Annotated in this window: 15 protein-coding genes and 4 pseudogenes; 7 read left to right on the forward strand and 12 right to left on the reverse strand. The window is 60.9% G+C overall.

Going from position 1 to position 18,894, the window contains the following annotated elements:
- The first annotated feature begins 156 nt into the window (after window positions 1-156).
- A complete protein-coding gene (locus H2O14_RS24445; RefSeq protein ID WP_182829963.1) occupies window positions 157-1,038 on the forward strand; it encodes a Ku protein in 882 nt (293 codons plus the stop codon).
- Between the two features lie 15 nt (window positions 1,039-1,053).
- Window positions 1,054-1,863 carry a Ku protein gene (locus H2O14_RS24450; protein WP_182829964.1) on the forward strand — a complete coding sequence of 270 codons (810 nt, stop codon included), beginning with the start codon at window positions 1,054-1,056 and terminating at the stop codon, window positions 1,861-1,863.
- A gap of 23 nt (window positions 1,864-1,886) precedes the next feature.
- Here the strand turns inward: H2O14_RS24450 and H2O14_RS24455 are convergent, their stop codons facing one another.
- The 4 genes and pseudogenes from H2O14_RS24455 to H2O14_RS24470 all read right to left on the reverse strand — a co-directional run bounded on the left by H2O14_RS24455 (window position 1,887) and on the right by H2O14_RS24470 (window position 6,658).
- Window positions 1,887-2,396 carry a DUF4334 domain-containing protein gene (locus H2O14_RS24455; RefSeq protein ID WP_182829965.1) on the reverse strand — a complete coding sequence of 170 codons (510 nt, stop codon included), beginning with the start codon at window positions 2,394-2,396 and terminating at the stop codon, window positions 1,887-1,889.
- Between the two features lie 55 nt (window positions 2,397-2,451).
- A pseudogene (gene ligD, locus H2O14_RS24460) lies at window positions 2,452-5,082 on the reverse strand (DNA ligase D).
- A gap of 2 nt (window positions 5,083-5,084) precedes the next feature.
- Window positions 5,085-5,393 (reverse strand): hypothetical protein, encoded by a 309-nt coding sequence (locus H2O14_RS24465; RefSeq protein WP_182829966.1) that lies wholly within the window; start codon window positions 5,391-5,393, stop codon window positions 5,085-5,087.
- Window positions 5,394-5,566: 173 nt separating this feature from the next.
- Window positions 5,567-6,658 (reverse strand): aldo/keto reductase, encoded by a 1,092-nt coding sequence (locus tag H2O14_RS24470; RefSeq protein ID WP_312858726.1) that lies wholly within the window; start codon window positions 6,656-6,658, stop codon window positions 5,567-5,569.
- A gap of 94 nt (window positions 6,659-6,752) precedes the next feature.
- On the opposite strand from H2O14_RS24470, the pseudogene H2O14_RS24475 reads away from it, so the two are divergent.
- Window positions 6,753-7,639: pseudogene (locus H2O14_RS24475) on the forward strand (LysR family transcriptional regulator).
- Between the two features lie 60 nt (window positions 7,640-7,699).
- On the opposite strand, the gene H2O14_RS24480 reads toward H2O14_RS24475, so the two are convergent.
- From H2O14_RS24480 to H2O14_RS24490, 3 genes are all read right to left on the reverse strand, one after another.
- On the reverse strand, window positions 7,700-8,158 hold the full coding sequence (locus tag H2O14_RS24480) for a DUF1330 domain-containing protein (RefSeq protein WP_246697789.1): 459 nt from the start codon (window positions 8,156-8,158) through the stop codon (window positions 7,700-7,702).
- Window positions 8,146-8,835 (reverse strand): YafY family protein, encoded by a 690-nt coding sequence (locus tag H2O14_RS24485; protein ID WP_182829967.1) that lies wholly within the window; start codon window positions 8,833-8,835, stop codon window positions 8,146-8,148. Before H2O14_RS24485 ends, H2O14_RS24480 begins: the two co-directional genes overlap by 13 nt.
- A 165-nt stretch (window positions 8,836-9,000) precedes the next feature.
- Window positions 9,001-9,756: an SDR family NAD(P)-dependent oxidoreductase gene (locus H2O14_RS24490; protein ID WP_182829968.1), complete on the reverse strand. Its 756-nt coding sequence runs from the start codon at window positions 9,754-9,756 to the stop codon at window positions 9,001-9,003.
- Between the two features lie 483 nt (window positions 9,757-10,239).
- Here H2O14_RS24490 and H2O14_RS28105 point away from each other — a divergent pair.
- The 4 genes and pseudogenes from H2O14_RS28105 to H2O14_RS24505 all read left to right on the forward strand — a co-directional run bounded on the left by H2O14_RS28105 (window position 10,240) and on the right by H2O14_RS24505 (window position 13,547).
- Window positions 10,240-10,661, forward strand: a pseudogene (locus tag H2O14_RS28105) (AraC family transcriptional regulator).
- A 169-nt stretch (window positions 10,662-10,830) separates the two neighbouring features.
- Window positions 10,831-11,010, forward strand: a complete 180-nt coding sequence (locus tag H2O14_RS28110; RefSeq protein ID WP_246697790.1) for a helix-turn-helix domain-containing protein — start codon at window positions 10,831-10,833, stop codon at window positions 11,008-11,010.
- 1,285 nt (window positions 11,011-12,295) lie between these two features.
- Complete coding sequence (locus H2O14_RS29645; RefSeq protein ID WP_409526977.1) at window positions 12,296-12,505, forward strand: helix-turn-helix domain-containing protein; 210 nt, start codon at window positions 12,296-12,298, stop codon at window positions 12,503-12,505.
- A 142-nt stretch (window positions 12,506-12,647) separates the two neighbouring features.
- Window positions 12,648-13,547: an EAL domain-containing protein gene (locus tag H2O14_RS24505; protein ID WP_246697822.1), complete on the forward strand. Its 900-nt coding sequence runs from the start codon at window positions 12,648-12,650 to the stop codon at window positions 13,545-13,547.
- Here H2O14_RS24505 and H2O14_RS24510 read toward each other — a convergent pair.
- The 5 genes and pseudogenes from H2O14_RS24510 to kaiC all read right to left on the reverse strand — a co-directional run bounded on the left by H2O14_RS24510 (window position 13,520) and on the right by kaiC (window position 18,893).
- Entirely contained in the window at window positions 13,520-14,221 is a 702-nt protein-coding gene (locus H2O14_RS24510) for a response regulator transcription factor (protein ID WP_210275615.1), read from the reverse strand. The genes H2O14_RS24505 and H2O14_RS24510 overlap by 28 nt on opposite strands.
- Before the next feature lie 83 nt (window positions 14,222-14,304).
- Complete coding sequence (locus tag H2O14_RS28120; protein ID WP_246697792.1) at window positions 14,305-14,655, reverse strand: response regulator; 351 nt, start codon at window positions 14,653-14,655, stop codon at window positions 14,305-14,307.
- 98 nt (window positions 14,656-14,753) lie between these two features.
- A pseudogene (locus H2O14_RS24520) lies at window positions 14,754-15,923 on the reverse strand (ATP-binding protein); the annotation flags it as partial.
- A 116-nt stretch (window positions 15,924-16,039) separates the two neighbouring features.
- Window positions 16,040-16,324, reverse strand: coding sequence for a circadian clock KaiB family protein (locus H2O14_RS24525; protein WP_281410064.1), 285 nt, complete (start codon window positions 16,322-16,324; stop codon window positions 16,040-16,042).
- A 106-nt stretch (window positions 16,325-16,430) separates the two neighbouring features.
- Window positions 16,431-18,893: a circadian clock protein KaiC gene (gene kaiC, locus H2O14_RS24530; protein ID WP_182829974.1), complete on the reverse strand. Its 2,463-nt coding sequence runs from the start codon at window positions 18,891-18,893 to the stop codon at window positions 16,431-16,433.
- Window position 18,894 lies beyond the last annotated feature (1 nt).

An 18,894-nucleotide genomic window follows, 5' to 3' on the forward strand; every position in this document is an offset into this window, starting at 1 on the left:
GGTAGGAGCAAAATCCACTGCTGCTTCTCGACCGGACACCGGATCTAGACGCCACGTGCTCCCGCCGGCGCAGGAGGGGCAACAAACTCACTCTCGTTCGGGAACGATCTCGCTTGTGCCTACTTGATTGACGAGTTCAGTCTGGAGGGTTGTCGCATGCCGGGTCACCGAGCGAATTGGAAAGGACATATCAGGTTTGGCGACGTGAGTTTTCCGGTCGCGCTGTATACGGCTGCGTCGACTGCCGAACGGATCGCCTTTCACACGCTCAACCGCAAGACCGGTAATCGAGTTAAACGCGAATTCGTGGACAGCGAAACGAGCGCGATCGTCGACCGTGAAGAGCAGGTGAAGGGCTATGAACTCGACAGCGGCGACTATGTCGTCCTCGAGCCGGAGGACGTTGCGGCGGCCGTGCCGGAAAGCGACAAGACGCTGGCGATCGAGGCATTCATCCCCTGCTCGCAAATCGACGCCGCCTATATCGACAAGCCCTATTACCTCGCGCCCGACGACGTTGGCCGCGACGCCTATGTGTTGCTCCGCGACGCCATGCAGAAGGAGGGCGTCGTGGCGATCGCCCATACGGTGCTCTTTCGTCGAATGCGCACCGTGCTCATCAGGGCGCATGGGCGGGGGCTGATCGCCTCGACGCTCAATTCCGACTATGAGGTCCGCTCGGCCGAAACGGCGTTCGAGGATTTGCCCGATCTGAAGATCGAAGGCGAGATGATGGAGCTGGCCAAGCATATCATCGGGGCCAAGACAGGGCGCTTCGACGCCAGCGCCTTCGACGATCGCTACGAGGCAGCGGTGGCGGATTTGGTCCAGGCCAAGATCGAGGGTCGCGCTTTGCCGAAAAGAGCCGCGCCGGTCGCTTCCAAGCCCGGCGATCTGCTTCAGGCGCTGCGGGACAGCGCAGGCTCCGACGTCAAAAAGCCGAAGCTCAAGCGCGCCGCAAACGCCAACAAGAAGGCGGTCCGGAAGAAGCAGGGCGAGGACAAGAAAGCCGCGACGCCCGCACGGCGCGCTCGTTGACCGAAGGAGCCGACTATGGCGCAACGCCCCTATTGGAAAGGCTATCTCAAGTTGTCGCTGGTGACCTGTGCGGTGCAGATGACGCCGGCCACCTCCGAAGAGGAGAAAGTCCGGTTCCACACACTCAATCGCAAGACCGGCAATCGCGTCCTCAGTCGATATGTCGACAGCGTCACCGGCAAGGCCGTCAAGCAAGAAGACGAAGTCAGAGGCTATGAGCGGGCCGAGGACGAATATGTCGTTCTCGAAGACGAGGAACTGGAAAATGTCGCGCTCGAAAGCGCGAGAACGCTGGACATTTCCCTGTTTGCGCCGCGCGACAGCATCGGATGGATCTGGCTCGACAAACCCTACTACCTGTCCCCCGACGCATCCATCGGGGAAGAGGCGTTTTCCGTCATTCGAGACGCCATGGCTGCGGAAAACATGGTCGGCATATCGCAATTGGTGATCGCCCGGCGCGAACGGGCCGTCATGCTCGAGCCGCGCGGCAAGGGCATCGTCGTCTGGACCCTTCGCTATGGCGACGAGGTCCGTGGGGAGGGCGAGTATTTCAAGGACATCGGCGACGCCAGGGCCGATCCCAAGACGATGCCGCTGATGCGCAAGCTCATCAAGAAGCAGACGAAGGAATGGAGCCCCGTCATGGTCGCCGATCCGGTCCAGGAGCGGCTGCTGGACATCATCGACGCGAAGAAGAAAGCCCGAAAGAAACCCGCCAGGGGCAAGGCCAGGACGCAGCCGGCCGCCGAGCCGACCAATGTCGTCAACATCATGGACGCGCTGAAGAAATCGATCGCCGCCGAGACGCGGAGCAGGCGGTGAGCGGCGGCTTGCCGGCTGCCGCCTCAGCTTTCCTCGACGCGCTCCAATTCGAAGAAATAGAAAAGATTTTCGTCGGCCACCATCATCGCTCCCATGATCCTGCGGTCGTCGATGCGTCTGAAGTGATCCGTGATCGGCTGCCGGTCATAGATCATGGCGGCACTTTCGACGCCGTGGAACGTCCGGATACCGATGTCAGCGACCGGCCCTCTCGCCCGAAGCCGACCCTGCAGATAGGAAAACAGATTATATGCCATGCGTGTCCGGCCCAACGCCTGCAAGCGCATAGCCAGATGCAGCGGGATCCATTTGGGATCGACGGCGACCAGGCGCCGATCGCCGGCGCGAAACAACAGGGCGTCGGCCCGCATATCTGGTCGGAACCGCTTGCCGAACCAGCCGAGATTTTCAAGCACCCCATCCAGCGGATGACCGGCGGCGATGCCGCGACCTGCCCAGAGACCGATGAGATCCCGGCGCGCGACAGCGTCCAACTTTCGAAATTCTTCCAACCGCCTTTGCTGGTCTGGCATGTAAACATCCCCCGCAACGCCGTGACAACTCATTGCCGGCATTTCCTGTAAAGCGTCACCCGGCGTCTTTCATCTTGGCGAGACGTCTGATCGCCTGTTCGAGCGAACGTTCAGCGTCCGGATAATCCTGCCATGCTGATGTTTTTCCATCAACTTGGGGACGGTGCGGATGGTGAAACGCTTCGGATCGAGGGCTGATGTGACCTGCGTCCAGGAAAGCGGCATGGATACGGTGGCGCCCGACCTTGCTCGTGGCGACAAAGGCGCAACCGCCGTGGCCATACGGTCGTTGCGGAGATAATCGAGAAAGATCCTGCCTTGGCGCAGACTCTTGGTCATCTTGATCAGGTAGCGATCGGGGTTGTCGCGCGCCATTCTCTCCGAAAGGTCATGGGCGAAAGCCTTGGCGACATCCCATGTCAGGGACTTGCGCCTTTCCGCGGCGAGCGGAACGACCACATGCAACCCCTTGCCGCCGGTCGTCTTGCAGAAGCCGATCAGGCCGAGATCGTCCAGTCGATCGCGCAATTCGCGGGCGGCCTCGACCACCTTGCTGAAAGGGACATCGGGACCCGGGTCCAGATCGAACACCAGACGACCGGGTATCTCCGGTTCGCCCGGCCGGCAATTCCAGGGATGCAGTTCCAGCCCGCCGATCTGCGCGATCGCCGCCAGGCCTTCGATCCGGTCGACCTGCAGATATGGTTTCCTGTCGCCTGCGACCTTTACCAATTCGACGAGGTTGGAGGTCCCGGACATCGCATGGCGCTGAAAGAACTGCTCGCCGCCGATGCCGTCGGGCGCGCGAATGATGGAACAGGGCCGCCCCCGGATATGGTCGAGGAGCCAGGCACCGACGCTTTCGAGATAGCGCGCCAGATCTTCCTTGGCGACGGGCTCGCCATCCCCCGCATCCGGCCACAGGGCTTTGTCCGGATTGGAGATCAAGACGCCCATGACCTCTGCTTTCGCGCCCTTGCGTCGGGCGGGTCTGGTATCGGCTGTCGTCTCCAGTTCGGGGGTTTCACCTGCGCCGGCGCCGCCGGCTCATCGGCCCGCGCCTCCTGCGCAGGTTTGTCGTCGCGGAGGCCCTTGAACGCCGCCTGCCGGACGAGCCCGTCGGTTGTCCATCCTTCGAATTCGATTTCGGCGACGAGTTCGGGCTTCAGCCACACCACCTCGGCCTGCTGCTTCGGCGCGCCCACTCCGGTGAATGGCGATCTATCCGCCTCCATCGCCTTCAGTCTCGGCATGAGCATCTCGACCATGCGAGCGCCGTAGCCGGTTCCGACGCGACCGACATAGATGAACTGCTCTCCGCGATGCAACCCGACGAGGAGGGATCGGAATTTGCCATTGGTCTTGGCGTAGCCGCCGATCACCGCCTCATGCCCCGACCGGCACTTCGATTTCACCCAGGCGTCGCTGCGTCCGGAGTGATAGGGCGCGTCGTTCTGCTTGGAAATGACCCCCTCCAGATTGAGCTTGCAGGCGGATCGAAGCACGGCGTCTCCGCCCGTCTCGAAATGCTCGACATAGCGGATCGCGGGAGTATCGACTGCATCGGCGAGGCGTTTTTGCAGGCGCTCCTTTCGCTCCATCAGAGGCAGAGCTCGCAAATCTTCCGCTCCGTCGAAGAGAAAATCGAAGGCGAAATAGACCAGGCCGCCGCTGTCGCCGTCCGACAACGCCGCTTGCAAAGCCCCGAAATCAGGCGCGCCGCGCTCGTCGAGCGCACAGATCTCGCCGTCGATGATGCAATCCGGAAGATCCGCGGCGAGGCGGGCGATGTCCGCGAACTTCGAGGTCCAGTCGAGGCCTTTGCGCGTCTTGAGCGTGACGGCGCCGGCTTCGACCCGCATCTGAATTCGGTAACCGTCGAACTTGATTTCATGCAGCCAGTTCTTTCCCGTCGGCGGGCGTGTGAGACGTCCGCATAGCTGCGGCGCGATGAACTGTGGAACGGTCTTCGACGTCGGCGTTCCATTCTTACGAACTTTTTTCCTTCGTTTTTCCGCCGCCAGGCCTTGTGCGCTGTCCCACATCGCATCCGCAGCGACATCCGCCTTGGCGGTCATGAAGGGCGCGGCCTGCGGCCCCGGCCTTCGGCGATTTCCTCCATGCTACGGCCAGAGGCGACGGATGTGGCGTTTTCATCCAGGATCCTGGCGCCGTCTGTTGTAACCGCATGGTCGTCGCGATGCTTGATCAGGAGCCAGTTGGTTCTCTTGCCACTTTCGCGATCCCGGCGCATCCGCGCCAGGACGAAGCCGCCGCGCAGCCGCTTGCCCTGAAGCGTGAACTTGAAATCGCCTTTCGCCAAGGCTTCTTCGGGCGACAGGCCGCCCTCGGGCCGCCAGTAACCGCGATCCCACAGCATCACCGTGCCGCCGCCATACTGGCCCTTGGCGATCGTTCCTTCGAAATCGCCGTAATCGAGCGGGTGATCCTCGACCTCCACCGCAAGACGCTTGTCGTGCGGGTCGAGCGAGGGGCCGCGGGTGACGGCCCAGCTCTTGAAGACGCCGTCGAGCTCGAGCCGCAGGTCGTAGTGAAGTCTTGTGGCGTCATGTTTCTGGATCACGAAGCGCAGCCGTTTGGATGGCTTGACGGATGCCTCGCCCTTGGGCTCGCGCGTCTTTTCGAAATCGCGCTTGCTTCGATAGGTCGAAAGCCTATCGGCCATCGTCATTGATCCGACAGTTCGACCGCGCCCGCTTCCTCGAAGCTACGCCGCACGGCGGCGAGCTGTTCCGGCGCGATGTCCGCCGACACTTCGATGTCGCCGCGGAGCGGCGCATCGCGCCTTGCCCCGTCCGCATGGGATGCGTCCCCTCCCGAGGGCGCTGATCCCGCGCTGTTCCGATCGCTCACGGGTTGGATGAACACATCGGGCCGCGATACGCCATATTGTTGCACGAGGCGTTCGACGGCGAGTTCGGCCGCCTCGCGCGTTTTGAAAGTGGCTTGGATTGTCGTCGTGCTGTCGTCGGCCATCGGAACGCTCCTGATCATGAGGGATACAGGCGGTAAACGTATCCGGCGGACAGTGGTTGCCGTCGGAAATGCCCGTCTTCGATCCAGATCATTCCGATGACGAGATCGGAAAGCCAGGCCCTTGCTCTTCCGGACGTTGACGCATGAGCCGCAGCGCCGATCTGCTGTTGTCGTCAGTTGACCCGACGGCCGAACAGGCGGTCTATCGGCATTTGGAAGATGAAGTAGGGATTGATGGGCGGCAGGGCCGTCGCATCGTTCAGGCGGCGCGTTTGCTCAGCCGAGATCGCGACGTCCAGCGCCCCGATATTGTGTTGCAACTGCTCGACGCGGCTTGCGCCGACCAGAACGGAGGATACGCCTTTGCGTTCCACGACCCACTTCAGCGCGACTTCGGCGGGGCTTCGACCAATTTCGGATGCGACCTCTTTCAGCACATCGACCACGCCGAAATTTCGTTCCGTGAACAGCATGCCGCCAAAGGGATTGTCGCCGTTCAACCGACCGTCGCCGCCTTCACCTCGCCCATCGCTCGCTTTATCGGGAAGCGCTGGCGCGAGACCCGCGTCATTCAGTTTTTCGCGACTGTATTTGCCCGTGAGCAGGCCGGCGGCAAGCGGGCTCCACGGGGCCATGCCCAGGCCGAATTCTTCGCCGAGCGGGAGGATTTCCAGCTCCACCCCGCGATCGATCAGGGAATAGGCGTATTGCAGACCGATCGGCTTCGGCAGTCCATGCGCATCGGCCAAAGTGGCGATTTTCGCCACATACCAGGATGGCGTGTTGGAGAAGCCGTAATGGAGGATCTTGCCGGCACGGACGGCGTCGACCAGCGTTTGGAGCACTTCCTCGCAAGGCGTCGTCCGATCCCAGACATGCACCCAATACATGTCGATATATTCGGTCCTCAGCTGACGAAGTGACGTTTCGAGCGCCAGGCGGAAATTCTTGGCTCCATTTCCGCTCCAGAGCGGGGTTGGCCCGCCCCGCGAGAACCCGCTTTTCGTAGCCACGACGAGGCGATCGCGGTTGCCGGCGTCGGCCATGAATTCTCCGATCATCTCCTCGCTGGCGCCGCCGGAATAGATGTCCGCGGTGTCGATGAAGTTGCCGCCACCGGAAATGTAAGCATCGAAGAGCGCATGCGCGGTCTTCTGATCGGCGCCCCAGCGACCGGCGCCGAAGGTCATCGTTCCGAGGGCGAGCGGGCTGACGATCAGCCCTGATCTTCCGAGCGTTCTGTAATGGGTGAGATCCATGATCATTCTCCGATCCTGCTGCGATATCCCGTATCTATCCTGTCGCCGCATCTCCGATTAGATCTTGCCGATCGCGTGGGTTTGTGAATTATTTGCAGCAATGACACGCGGTGAATTCAATGATCTCCTGGCTTTCGCCGCGGTTGCGCGGGAACGCAGCTTCACGCGCGCCGCAGCCGTGCTCGGCATCTCCCCGTCAGCGCTCAGCCATGCGATGAAAAGCCTCGAAGAGCGCCTGGACGTACGACTTCTTGCCAGGACGACCCGCAGCGTATCGCCCACGGAGGCTGGAGAAAGGCTGCTCCGATCGTTGAACCCCGCCATGGCCGAGATACGCGAAGGCTTGGATGCTCTTGCCGAATGGCGCGGCGAACCGGCAGGCGCGCTGCGCATCACCACGTTCGCCTATGCCGCGGAGCTGGTGTTGGCGCCTAGGCTTCCGGCCTTTTGCTGTCCCACCCGCAGGTGCGCGTCGAAGTCAATGTGGACGACGGGCTGGCCGATATCGTCGCGGCAGGTTTCCATGCCGGCATACGGCTCGGCGACACTGTCGAAAAGGACATGGTGGCTGTGCGCCTGGGTCCGCCCTTGACGTCGGCAATCGTCGGAACACCCGATTATTTCGAGCGCCGACCGGCGCCGCGCGCGCCTGAAGACATCAGCGCGCATGACTGCATAGGCTACCGCCTGAGTACGTCGGGAGGCCTTCTGCCGTGGGAGTTCGAGAAAGACGGCAAGAAGGTCAGCATTCGGCCCAGATGTGTTTTCGTCGCCAATGACGGCGGGCTTGCAGCGGCGGCGGTGCGCGCCGGCGTGGGACTGGGATACCTGATGGAGCAGGACGTTTCAACGGATATCGCGGCCGGGCGGCTGGTTCAGGTGCTGGCCGACTGGTGTCAGCCATTCGCGGGTTTTCACCTCTACCACCCGGGCAGGCGTCAATCTCCGCCGGCGCTCAAGGCGCTGATCGCCGCGCTGAGAGCGTGATTGACGACCAGACTCGATCACCTTGATTCCCTCGGGCGTCGCGCTGGTCGTCATCGCAATTCAATCCAGGCTGTGAAGCTGCTTCAGCGGCTGCAGGACGATATCGGAGATCGCGGCGATCCCGACTTGAAAGACTTTCTGATAGTCCGGATCCGCGATCATATCCTGAAACGCCGACCGACGCGGATATTGCACCAGCATGACGGCGTCCCATCCTTCCAGGTCTCCCGCCGTGAGGGCCGGCAGACCCTTTCCTCGGAAGAGGATCCTCGCCCCGAATCGCGCGAGGATCGGCTCGGCCAACTTCAAATATTCCAGATGCCTTTCCCGCCCGCCGTCGGGATGGAATTGCAGGAGATTCAGCATGACGACTGCGGAATCGTCTGGTTCGGCAAAAAAATGATCGAGGGCGGTGGGCGACAATGAAACCATCTGATTATCCCTTGGCTTGACGCGTGAGTTGCGTGCGACAGCCGGTCGATAGCATCGTCGCCTGTCAGAAACTGTCAGGAACGCCAATCCCGATCCTGTTGTCGCCAACGCTCCATGATGACGTGGCGTCGTCCGGGATATCGCTCCTCCAAGACCGCGCAAGCGCGAAATCGATCCAGCCGAAAGTGACGGAAGGCCGATCGCTGTTCGCACCAGGCCGCCAGTACGCGGACACCGTCGAAATAAACGATCGCAACCGGCCAAATTGTTCGGTCCGAAAACGCGCCCTGCGCGTCTTCATAGATGATCGCCACCTTTCTCTGCCGACGGATGGCGTCTCGCAATTGCGCCGCGTCAGCGGGATCGCTGGTTCCGGACAAGGGAGCGGCGGTCAGGAGCGCGGGCGGCTCCTGGCCTGTCACGAGACCATCTTTTCGAGCGGACTGAATTTTTGCCAAAGCGCTTTCGCTGCTTCGGGCGAGAGCTGGGTCCGCGCGCTGTTGCACCCATCCCAAACCGAGCGCGATCGCGTCCAGTTCGTCCGGCGAAAAGGCGAATTCGGGGAGGAAGAAGCCCTGCCTCAAACAGTAGCCGACGCCGGCCTGGCCATCGATCGGCGCTCCCAGCAAACGAAGCGTATCGATGTCCCGGTACAAGCTCCGTTCCGAGATCCCCAATTCACCGGCGAGAAACGTCGCCGTGACCGGCGTTCTGCGTCCCCTGAGCAGGCTTATCAATTCGAACAGCCGACCCGTTCTCGACATCGATCAATCCAAGTTCGCGTTCTGGCCGTGACGAAACGTCAACCAGCCGTCGTGAATGTCATGGCGACCGATTGAATTATCAAGAGGCGGCAAGACATTGGCCTCACCGTGAGCGTTACCCGAAACGCCGCCGCATATCGCGCAGCGGCGTCCCGGCGCCGTAATTCAGATGGTCTGTCCGCCGGAGACTTCGATCCGCTGCGCGGTGATCCAGCGGTTGTCGGGACCCAGAAGGCTCGCGACCATGGGGCCGATATCATCGGGGACGCCCACGCGACCGAGTGCGGTCATTCCGGCGAACTGTGTGTTGAGATCGGGCATGTCGCGAACGGCCCCGCCGAGAAAATCTGTTTCGATCGCGCCCGGCGCCACCGTGTTGGCGGTAATGCCGCGGGCCGCGAGTTCCTTGGCCATGTATATGGTCAGGATTTCGACGGCTCCCTTGGCGGCGGAGTAAGCGGAGAAACCCGCGGCCGAGACCCGGGTGAGGCCCGATGAGAAATTGACGATCCTGCCGCCGTCGGCCAACAGCGGCAACAGCGCCTGGGTGAGGAAGAAAACGCCCTTCACATGAGTGTCGAAAAGAGCGTCGAACTGAGCCTCGGTAGTCTCGGCAAAGCTCGCCATTTCGCCCTGGCCGGCATTGTTGATCAGATGGTCGAACGTGTCGCGGCCCCAGGTGGACGACAGAGCCTGGCGAACATTGTCCTTAAACGCCCTGAACGAGGCGACGTCGGCGACGTCCAGCTGAAGCGCGACGGCCTTGCGCCCGAGAGCTTCGATCTCGGCCACGACGGCTTGCGCGTCCGCAGCGCCGCTACGGTAGGTCAGGATCACGTCGCCGCCATGACGGGCGATGCTGACCGCGGTGTTGCGGCCGAGGCCACGGCTTCCGCCGGTGACGATGGAAACTGTATTCATGTCTGGTGTCCTTCAATCCGTTTGTTGGTGACCGGGATGTCATGACATGGCGCTCGGCGCGACGGTTGCCGGATCCTCGGCGGTTTTTGCCTGATTCTCCAATTCGATCCATGAGCCTGCCGGATGAGCACGTCGATCCGCAAGGCAGAGCCGACGTGATAAGCTGGGACGTCGATGAACGCCGGCGGGATCGGTGCGGCGGGTCACATCCGCAAGACCGATCGCCGCCGCCGCCGAGGCTGCAGCCGAGCCCGATCATCGTTGCCTTGGACCGTGCTTCTTTGCCTAATTCGCCGAGTGGGGTTGCGGTCAGACGCCGACCGGCTTTAAGATGTGCGCCTGCCATGATTGGAGCGCACCACAATGAACAGCACTCTGCTCGACTGCGTGCGCCGTTTCGCTGACGCCCAGGCCGACGCATACGGCGTTGCGCGCACGCCGATCGCCGGGCTTTTCGCCATACGGGCGACGTCGCCGAGCGAAATGCAATATGCGATCTCCAAGCCTCTCGTGGCGCTCGTGCTTCAGGGCGGCAAGCGCGTGACGGCGGGCAACGCGACCTTCGATTTCGGCGCCGGAGACTCCTGTTGATTGCCGCCGACGTCCCCAATGTCAGCCAGATCACGCAGGCCACCGTCGGCGTTCCCTATTATTCGCTGGTTTTCGATATCGATCCGGCGGTGACGCAATCGCTTGTGGTGGACATCGGCATCGCCCAGGCGGAAGCCGGCGTTCCCATCCGTGTCGATCCGACCGAAACGGAAGTCGCCGATACCGCTTTGCGGCTGATGCGCCTTCTTGATCGCCCGGCGTCGATCCCGGTCCTGCAACACCAGCTGATCCGCGAACTGCATTATTGGCTGCTGACGGGCGCCACGGCGCCGGCATTCGTGCGCTGGGCCTAACCGCCAGCCATGCCAGCCGGATCGGGCGCGCCGTCGCGCTCATCAGACGCGACTATTCTCGGAGCCTGTCGGTGGATAGGTTGGCCGAAGTCGCCGGTATGAGCCTTTCTTCCTTCCACTTCCATTTTCGCGCGGTCACATCGCTGTCCCCCTGCAGTTTCAGAAGCAGTTGCGCCTGATCGAGGCGAGACGGATCATGATGTCCGAAGGAGCGCCGATCAGCAACGCGGCTTACGCGGTTGGCTACGAGAGCGTTCCCCAGTTCACGCGCGAATATGGTCGCTTGTTCGGGAAATCACCCGCACGGGATGTGCGGCAGAGTTTCGGCAAGGTTCACGTCGCGGCATGAAACGGTCGATGTGACGAGGGTCGACGGCTTCTTTGTTCTGGTCCGACACGGACAAAGAAGGCGCTCTTCAAGGCGTGGAAGCGCAGATAGGGATTGTCGACCCGGTCGGTTCGATGGTTCTGGTCCCCTGATTCATCGTTCTGACCCGACCAAGGCAGGCGCTAATGACATTTGCGCCATGCGCGTCCCATCGCGGGGTGAAAAATTGCGTTTTGCAAAGAAAACTGCGCTGCAGATAGATAGATCCCCTTCCTAGTATCCTTCGATCTCGCCTAGAATAACGACATATACATAAAGTATCATAGAGTTTCAAATTCGCATATATGCGCGTATATCTAATTGAATATAACTCTAATTTGATGTTATGTGAATGTTAGCGATGTCCGACGGTGCATTATTTCTCATTATGCTGAGTTTTTGATAGGTTTTTGTTTGAAAATACAACCTTACAATTTCCGAGAGGCGATTTAATCAATGAGAGATGAGAATTCTAATTTCATTTATAAATTGAAGACGCCTGACTGAGACGGCAAATTAGCTATGGTCGTAAACATCGCAGTATCGCGCGAGAGCAAGTCCGAAACAGTATTTCGGGGATACCGGAACTTGGATTTTCTGGTTTCGGACGCTAGCTCCGTCCAGATAATCGGAAGCCAGCTGCAGATTGACGAGATTTCCGTTCAGTGGCGCAGGGTCAGCGGTGATCTGAGGATGTCCATCCACCCGGAGGAAGAAGCAAAGATATTCTTCTTTATGATCAAGGGCGGGATCCAGCGGACTTCCGGCTCAGCCGACGACATGCCCCATTTGAATGCGGCATTTCCAACGGGACGACTGGAAACAATAGGGCTGGACGACGGATGCGAATTTATTTCGGTCTGCGTTCCCAATCGTCTGTTTCAGAGAAGGCTTTCCGAGTTGATGGGCAGGCCGATCGAAAAGCAGATCGCCTTCGTCGATTTTCCTGCTCCGCACCTGGAATCCCTGCAAATCCTGCGAGATCATCTCAATGACTTGCAGTCTTCGAACATTCAAAGGACCTCGAAATATCTCGGCTCCCGCAACGAAAGTCTGAGAAACCTGGTGGTCGATTGCATTCTGATGATGTTTCCCAACAACTTCAGTCCCGTTCTCAGCCAGGACACCCCCGCGTGTCGCGCCGCGGCATGTCAAGCGCGCCCTCGATTACATTCACAGCAACCCGAACCACCATTCAGAACCGCAAATGCTCGCCGACTTGAGTTCCGTGAGCAAACGGACGCTACAATATTCGTTTTTGTCGGTGATGGGTCAAACCATCAGCGATTATCAAAGATTGCTCAGGTTGCACCGCGCCCAGGAAATGGTTGTTTCCAGTCCCGACATACCCCTCAAGGTGATCGCCGAAATGTGGGGGTTTCGTTCGCATGCCGCCTTCGGCCAGAGCTTCAAGAAGGCTTTCGGCATACCGCCTTCGGAAGCCAGACGCGACAGGTTGGGATCCTCGATGGGCTGACCTCGCCTCAGAATCCTGCGGGGATGCCGCCAAGCGGCGCCGATCGCCCTCGCGCTTTTACCATTTTTTACTTTTGCGACAGCATCGCTTAACGGACTCCCGGCATCCTTGGAGCCAACATAGGCAACAGGAGCGTAATGCGATGATCTCTCAAGCGTTCAGACTGGATGAAACCACTCATTCCGGACACCGCCCGAAGACGCGATACAGCGCTCCGATTTCAAACATCCCCAACCTATCCGCCGCTCGCAATGTCGCGGTCCTGCAACGGATCGATATTTTCGGCGCCGTGTGGCAGGGATCTGTGCGCACGACACTCGCGCCTCGGTTCGACATTGCGTCACGACGGATCTCGTCTGTCGAACTGTTGAATTGCCTTCATCATCCGGATTTCGGCGTGGTCGATTCCACGACGTTCCTGCCCTGCCTGAACAGCGAGCAGGCGCGCACGCTGTTTCTCTGCGACCTCGCCTATGTGCAGGAAAAGCTGCGGATCGGCAGCAACGAAACGCGGGAACTACTGGTCGACATTCCGACCAGTGCGGCGGCGCTTTCGACGCTCGGGAGCGAGATCCGGATCATCGCCCAGCACACGCCGGACCTGTTTCGGAGGCTCGAACTGACCTTGGAGGAAAAAGCGGTGGCCGCCCTTTCCCAGGATCAGACCGCACAACTGCGCGACCTCACCAAATATGGGTTGCGCTTCACTCTCCGCTGCGCCGGTCAGGGCGCGGGCGGGCAGATCGATCTGCCGTTCCAAGCCGTCAGGATCGATGCAGCCGTCACCCGCGGGATCTCGAAATCCGCCGATCAACTGGAGATGATGCGCGTCCTGGTCGCCGACGCGGCCAGACTGGGGGCCCGCGTGATCGTCGACGGGGTCGACCACGCGGCGGATTTGATGGTCGTGAGACGGGAAACCTGTGGCGAGGCTCAGGGCGACCTGTTTGGCGCACCTGCGGGCATCGAGGATTTCAGACTGCAGCTGGCCGAGCGTCCCGAAACGCCTTCTGGCTATCGCACCGCTTGTTCCAGCCGATAACCAGCGCCGCGGGCCGTCATGAGGAAGTCCGCCCCGGATGTGTCAAGCGCAGAGAGTTTCTTGCGGATTCGGCCGACATAGACATCTAGCGTCTTATCGCCGGGGACGTAGTTGCGGAAGAAGGCATGCTTGTAGATGGCTGACTTACTGCAGTTGCGGCCAGCGTTTTCGTGGAGATAGCCGATAATACGCGCTTCCGCATCGGTCAGCGTCTGCGATTCGGAATCGAGCCGTAATTGTTGCTTCTGGAGATCACACTCGCAACGGCCGATCATGAAGACGGCAGCTTGCCGATCGACGCGCGTCGAATTGCGGACGCTGACCAGTCGTGACACCCTGGCCTGAAGCTCCCGCACGGAAAACGGTTTCATCAGATAGTCGTCGGCGCCGACATCGAAGATGCCGGCCCGCGTCTCCGGCGTTCCCGAGCCGGAAATCATCACGATCGGAACCGAGGAGTTCGAGCGGATCGTTCGCAATATCCCGAGACCGTCTCCGTCCGGCAGGTGTATATCGAGCACCACGGCGTCGAAGCGCATCAATTCCGAACCGAATATCAAATTGAGCGACTGGGCGTATGTGGACACGAAATGAAGGCTGTCGCCAGGCATCGGCCATGCGGCTTTCACGGTCTTGCAAATCAGGATGTCGTCTTCCACAAAAAGTATATCCATCGATATCGCCTCATTCTTATAAATCTGGTGCGTCCGGCTGGGACGATCCGTCCGCGCATTGGACGGATATCGCGCGTCTCGGTTCAACGAGATCCGCTTGCGCCGCGCTGCGGCAGAAGGGCTTTCAGCTTCGCCGCAAGATCGCGTTGCCTGTAGGGTTTCGCCAGAAGGTGATCCGCAAACTTCGCCCGCATGGCGGCGTCGAGCGCATCGGCATAGCCCGACGTGATCAGAAATGGCATTGCCGGATAGCGTTGCCGAACCGTTTTCACCAGAGTCAGACCATCCATGTCGCCGGCCATGACGATATCGGTAAACAGCAGGTCGAAACTGTCATCGCCGCTGAGCGAGGCGAGGGCCTCTGCGGCGTTCGCCACACCAACCACCCGGTAGCCGAGATTGCAGAGCTGACGGCTGACGGACCGCCTGACCATGTCGTCATCTTCGACGAGCAGAATACGATGGTCGGAACCTGACGTGTCGGGCGCCCCGGCGGGGGCTCGGGAGAAACCACGATATCGGCGCGGGGCAGCCAGAGTCGCACCGCCGTGCCAACATCGGGCGTCGAGGCGATGGATACATTGCCTCCGGATTGTTTGATGAAGCCGAATACGACGCTCAACCCGAGGCCGGAACCCTTGCCAGCAGGTTTCGTGGTGAAGAACGGTTCGAGCGCGCGCGCCAGCGTCGCCGCATCCATGCCGCAACCCGTGTCCGAAACCGTCAAGGCGACATACCGGCCAGGAGGCAGATCCGGCTTGCCCGGCATGTCCATCGCCGTGACATCGACAGCCTCCAGCCCCATGGTGACGGCGCCCCCTTTCGGCATGGCGTCGCGCGCGTTGAGACAGAGATTGATGACCGCGTTCTCGAGTTGAGACCGATCCGCCAGGACCGAATGCGATTCGATTCCGGTCGGCAACACGATCCTGACATTCTCGCCGATGGTGCGACGAAGAAGCATCTCGATACCGGCAAGCAGTTCGCGCAAATCGATCGCCTGGGGCGCGAGCGTCTGGCGGCGTGCAAACGCCAGCAGGCGATTGGTGAGCGCGGCGCCACGCTCTGAGGCCATGACGATCAGCTCCGCCGAACCGCGACGCTCCTCGTCATGTTCGAGGCTGGCCAGCAGCGCTTCGCCATTGCCCATGATGACCATCAACAGATTGTTGAAGTCATGTGCGACGCCGCCGGTCAACTGGCCCAGCGCATCGAGCCTCTGCATCTGCCGGATCTGCTCTTCATTCGCCTTTTGGTCGGTGATGTCCACATGCATGACGACGGCGCCTTTCTCGGCGCTTTCGGCGAGGGGGGCGACGATCAGGCGGAACCAGGGCCGTGACGCCAGGCCTTCGATCCGATATTCGGCCGCGAACTGGGATTGCTCGCGACTCAACACCGCTTTCACGCCGGAGGCGACCGACGCGACATCGACGCCGCCGAAGATTGCGCCTGGCTTCCAGAAATCGAAGTAGTTTTCACCGACCGCGAGCCCCGGGCCTTTCGAGAGCGTTTGGGCGAAGGCGAGCCATACGGCGTTGATGGCCCTTACTTCGCCCGTTGCGCTCAACAAGGCCACATGTGCCGGAAGCGCGTCGAGGATGGCCGGCTGTTCAGCGGCGAACGCCTGATAGGCCAGCGCCTGATCGCGGAAATGCGTCTGTGTCTCCGGGAGCAGAAGCAGGTTGCCTGACGCCGGCATGACGGCGTCGACCAGTCCGTTGGTCAGGGCCAGTATCTGTTGCTGCGTTTCCTGGAGCCGTTCGACAAGCCGCGCCAACTCGTCGTCGAAGTCTTCGAGCGCTCTCCGGGGCGCAGTCACGAGCGTCCCGCTCCACCGCCGATCACGTCGATCAGGACGGACGTCTCGCTGAGATCACCGGCGATCCGCCTCGTCTTGCCGCCGACGGTGACCGCCAGCATAGGCGTCAACAGAACCCGTTCGCTCAGCGCCCGTTGAGGTTCGTCGAACAGGTCGACGATTTCGATTTCGTAGCATTCGGCAACATGGGAATCGCAGAAAGCGCGAAGGTTCATCACCGCTTTCTGCGAATTCGGGGCATTTCCCGCCACATAAAGTCGAAAGTGAACGTTTGCAACCATCAGGAATGACCTTGCGGATTAGAACCGATCGCGTCCCCTCGGCGCATTTGGCGTAGGGTTGTGAGGCTGTCGACGGCCGTGACTTCACTTTGGCCAATTCCGGCGATCAGCTGTGCAAAGTCTTCTTTTTACCCGCGAGTTGCTGTTGCAAGGCGTCGATCTGGCTTTGCAGGATGACGGTTTCAGTCGATAGCGCATTTGACTTTCGCTGCAACATCGCCTTGCGCTCGATTTTCGCTTGACGATCGGCGGATTCTTTTTCCCACCGCAAGGCCCCCATCAGGACTTCGCCGCCTGCGGTGTAGACGTCGGCGAGCGAAATGCCCGAAGCGCTGAGAACGAGTTCTCGCACCTGGTTGGAATGATTGCTGCCGCGCGACTTGATGATCGACAGGGCGCGATTGCGTTCACCGGCATGAACCAGATAATTGAGATGGATCCAAGTGTCGGCCAGCGTCGAGATTTGCGCGGCTGTGCCCTCGGAAAGCGGATTGTCGCCTTCCAGCAGGCTCGTGCACACCAGGGTGATGCCCTCCGCCTTGGACCAATCGATGAGACGCTCGATGACGTTTCTGGCTGTGCCGGAATTGCCTGATTTCGACAGCGCGGAGATAGGGTCGACGACAACGCATCGCGCCTGGTGTTTATGCGCGAGCTCCCGGATCCGCATGAGGTGAATTTCGGCGCTCGCAGTGGTCGAACGCGACGTCTTGAACAGCAAGACGCCGGACTTCAGATGGCTGTCCAAGTCGAGGTTGACGGCAGCTAGATTGCGCACCACTTCTTCCTCCGGCGAATCGAGCGTCACGAACAGGGTTCTCTCGCCACGGCTGCAGGCGCTCACCGCGAAAGCGCCGGCCAATGTCGTCTTCGCTGTGCCGGGCGATCCGGTCAGGAGAATGCCGGCGCCGCGATAATAGCCGCCGTCGAGCATCGTATCGAGCCGGTCCACACCGCTCGACATACGCTCGGTCGACGCCTTGGGGCGCTGACTGCGCGCCTCGTTTCCGAACGCGACCTCGATCCCCTGAGGCCCGATCCCGAAAGGAGTAGCGTTCTCCTCGAAGGAGGATCCGCGAAACTTGCCGATGCGGATATTGCGCTGGGATGTCGACTCGATCATGTCGTGCCGCAGGAAGATCGAGCAGTCGACCATGAATTGCAGAAATTCCAGTGCTTCGGACGTGGCTCCCGCAGCCAGCGGACTGGCCTTGGCGGTGATCAGCGCCGTCAGGCCATGGTCGTTGAGCCATTCATGCAGACGATAGGTTTCGCGCCGCGCCAACTGTCTGTTTTCGAAGAGATCGAGGACCATGTCGATCGCGTCGAACACCACGCGCTTCGCCCCGAGTTCCTTTACCTTGATCTCCAGCGCGGCGAGCATGCCTCCGAGATCGAAGCGGCCGGATTGAAGGAGTTCGTAACTCGGCTGGGCGTCGATGAAGAAGAGGTTTTCACGCTGCAGCTCCGCGAGGTCCCAACCGAAGGAATTGGCGTTCGCCAAGATTCGCTGCGAACTTTCTTCGAAGGCGACGAAGATGCCGGGCTCTCCGCAGAGTTTGGCGCCATTGACCAGCGTCTGCAGCGCGAGCACGGTTTTGCCGGAGCCGGGCCCTCCTTCGATCAGCGTTGTCCGCCCCGTCGGCAGACCGCCGCGCATCACGCCGTCTAGTCCGAATATGCCGGTCGCCGATTTGCCGACCGAATCCATAACATTGTCAGTCATTGACTGTTCCTTTGAAATTAAATGCATCTCGCCCCCTGGCGACGTTTGATGGGGAAACCATCGACCCAGTATGGAGTGCGTCAATGCTGCATAATCCTGAGCGCCACGGCCCGAAGGCATGTAGTCGTAAATCGGCTGGCCCGCCGCGAAAGCCTCTGCGAGCCGTATGTCCGAGCGGATGGGATCGAGGATTCGACGCTCGCCGAAGTCATGGCGCAGCGTCTCGATCATCCGACGGTGAACCAACACTGTCGGATTGGCCATGACCGGCAGCAGAGCCACATGGTGGAGGCGCTGCATCGCGCCGAGGCGCACCGAGAGGAACACCCTGCTGAACTGGCGCACGCCCTCGATGGCGAGCGGATGGGGCACGAACGGCACGATGACGGCGTTGGACGCGGCCAGCGCGGTCACCATCAAGGCATCGAGGGAAGGAGGCGTATCGATGACGACGACGTCATAAGCCTCCCGCATGCGCGGTGTCGTGAGCGCCCTTGCGAGCAGGTCGGGTGAAACATTGCCTCCCGGATGCGTCGAGCCGATGTCGGCCGGTGCGATGTCCGGCCAATCCCTCCGCGCCGTCTGCATGCGAATGGACGCCTGCAAGGCCTCGGGACCGTTCGAAAAGACCGCGTGGGCGGTCGGTTCGCCACGACCGGCGACCGCGCCGAACGCCAGACCCGAATGCCCCTGGGTGTCGAAATCGATCAGTAGGCTGCGCAAGCCGCTGCGGGCGAAGCCGGCCGCCAGGTTGACGGCCGTCGTGGTCTTGCCCGTTCCCCCTTGCGGTTGGCGACCGATATCACGAAAGGAGCGGTCGTTTCGATGGTGGCGCGCATTCATC

This window comes from Rhizobium sp. G21, assembly GCF_014158035.1.
Lineage (GTDB): Bacteria > Pseudomonadota > Alphaproteobacteria > Rhizobiales > Rhizobiaceae > Rhizobium_E.

Coding starts and splice junctions, on each gene's coding strand:
- H2O14_RS28120 (WP_246697792.1), bottom strand. CDS start 14,655: ATGGTCAGGCGGTCCGTCAGCCGTCAGCTCTGCAATCTCGGCTACCGG.
- H2O14_RS24525 (WP_281410064.1), bottom strand. CDS start 16,324: ATGGTTGCAAACGTTCACTTTCGACTTTATGTGGCGGGAAATGCCCCG.
- H2O14_RS24485 (WP_182829967.1), bottom strand. CDS start 8,835: ATGTCGAGAACGGGTCGGCTGTTCGAATTGATAAGCCTGCTCAGGGGA.
- H2O14_RS24510 (WP_210275615.1), bottom strand. CDS start 14,221: ATGGATATACTTTTTGTGGAAGACGACATCCTGATTTGCAAGACCGTG.
- H2O14_RS24470 (WP_312858726.1), bottom strand. CDS start 6,658: ATGATCATGGATCTCACCCATTACAGAACGCTCGGAAGATCAGGGCTG.
- H2O14_RS24450 (WP_182829964.1), top strand. CDS start 1,054: ATGGCGCAACGCCCCTATTGGAAAGGCTATCTCAAGTTGTCGCTGGTG.
- H2O14_RS24490 (WP_182829968.1), bottom strand. CDS start 9,756: ATGAATACAGTTTCCATCGTCACCGGCGGAAGCCGTGGCCTCGGCCGC.
- H2O14_RS24505 (WP_246697822.1), top strand. CDS start 12,648: ATGATCTCTCAAGCGTTCAGACTGGATGAAACCACTCATTCCGGACAC.
- H2O14_RS29645 (WP_409526977.1), top strand. CDS start 12,296: ATGGGTCAAACCATCAGCGATTATCAAAGATTGCTCAGGTTGCACCGC.
- H2O14_RS24465 (WP_182829966.1), bottom strand. CDS start 5,393: ATGGCCGACGACAGCACGACGACAATCCAAGCCACTTTCAAAACGCGC.
- H2O14_RS24455 (WP_182829965.1), bottom strand. CDS start 2,396: ATGCCAGACCAGCAAAGGCGGTTGGAAGAATTTCGAAAGTTGGACGCT.
- kaiC (WP_182829974.1), bottom strand. CDS start 18,893: ATGAATGCGCGCCACCATCGAAACGACCGCTCCTTTCGTGATATCGGT.
- H2O14_RS24445 (WP_182829963.1), top strand. CDS start 157: ATGCCGGGTCACCGAGCGAATTGGAAAGGACATATCAGGTTTGGCGAC.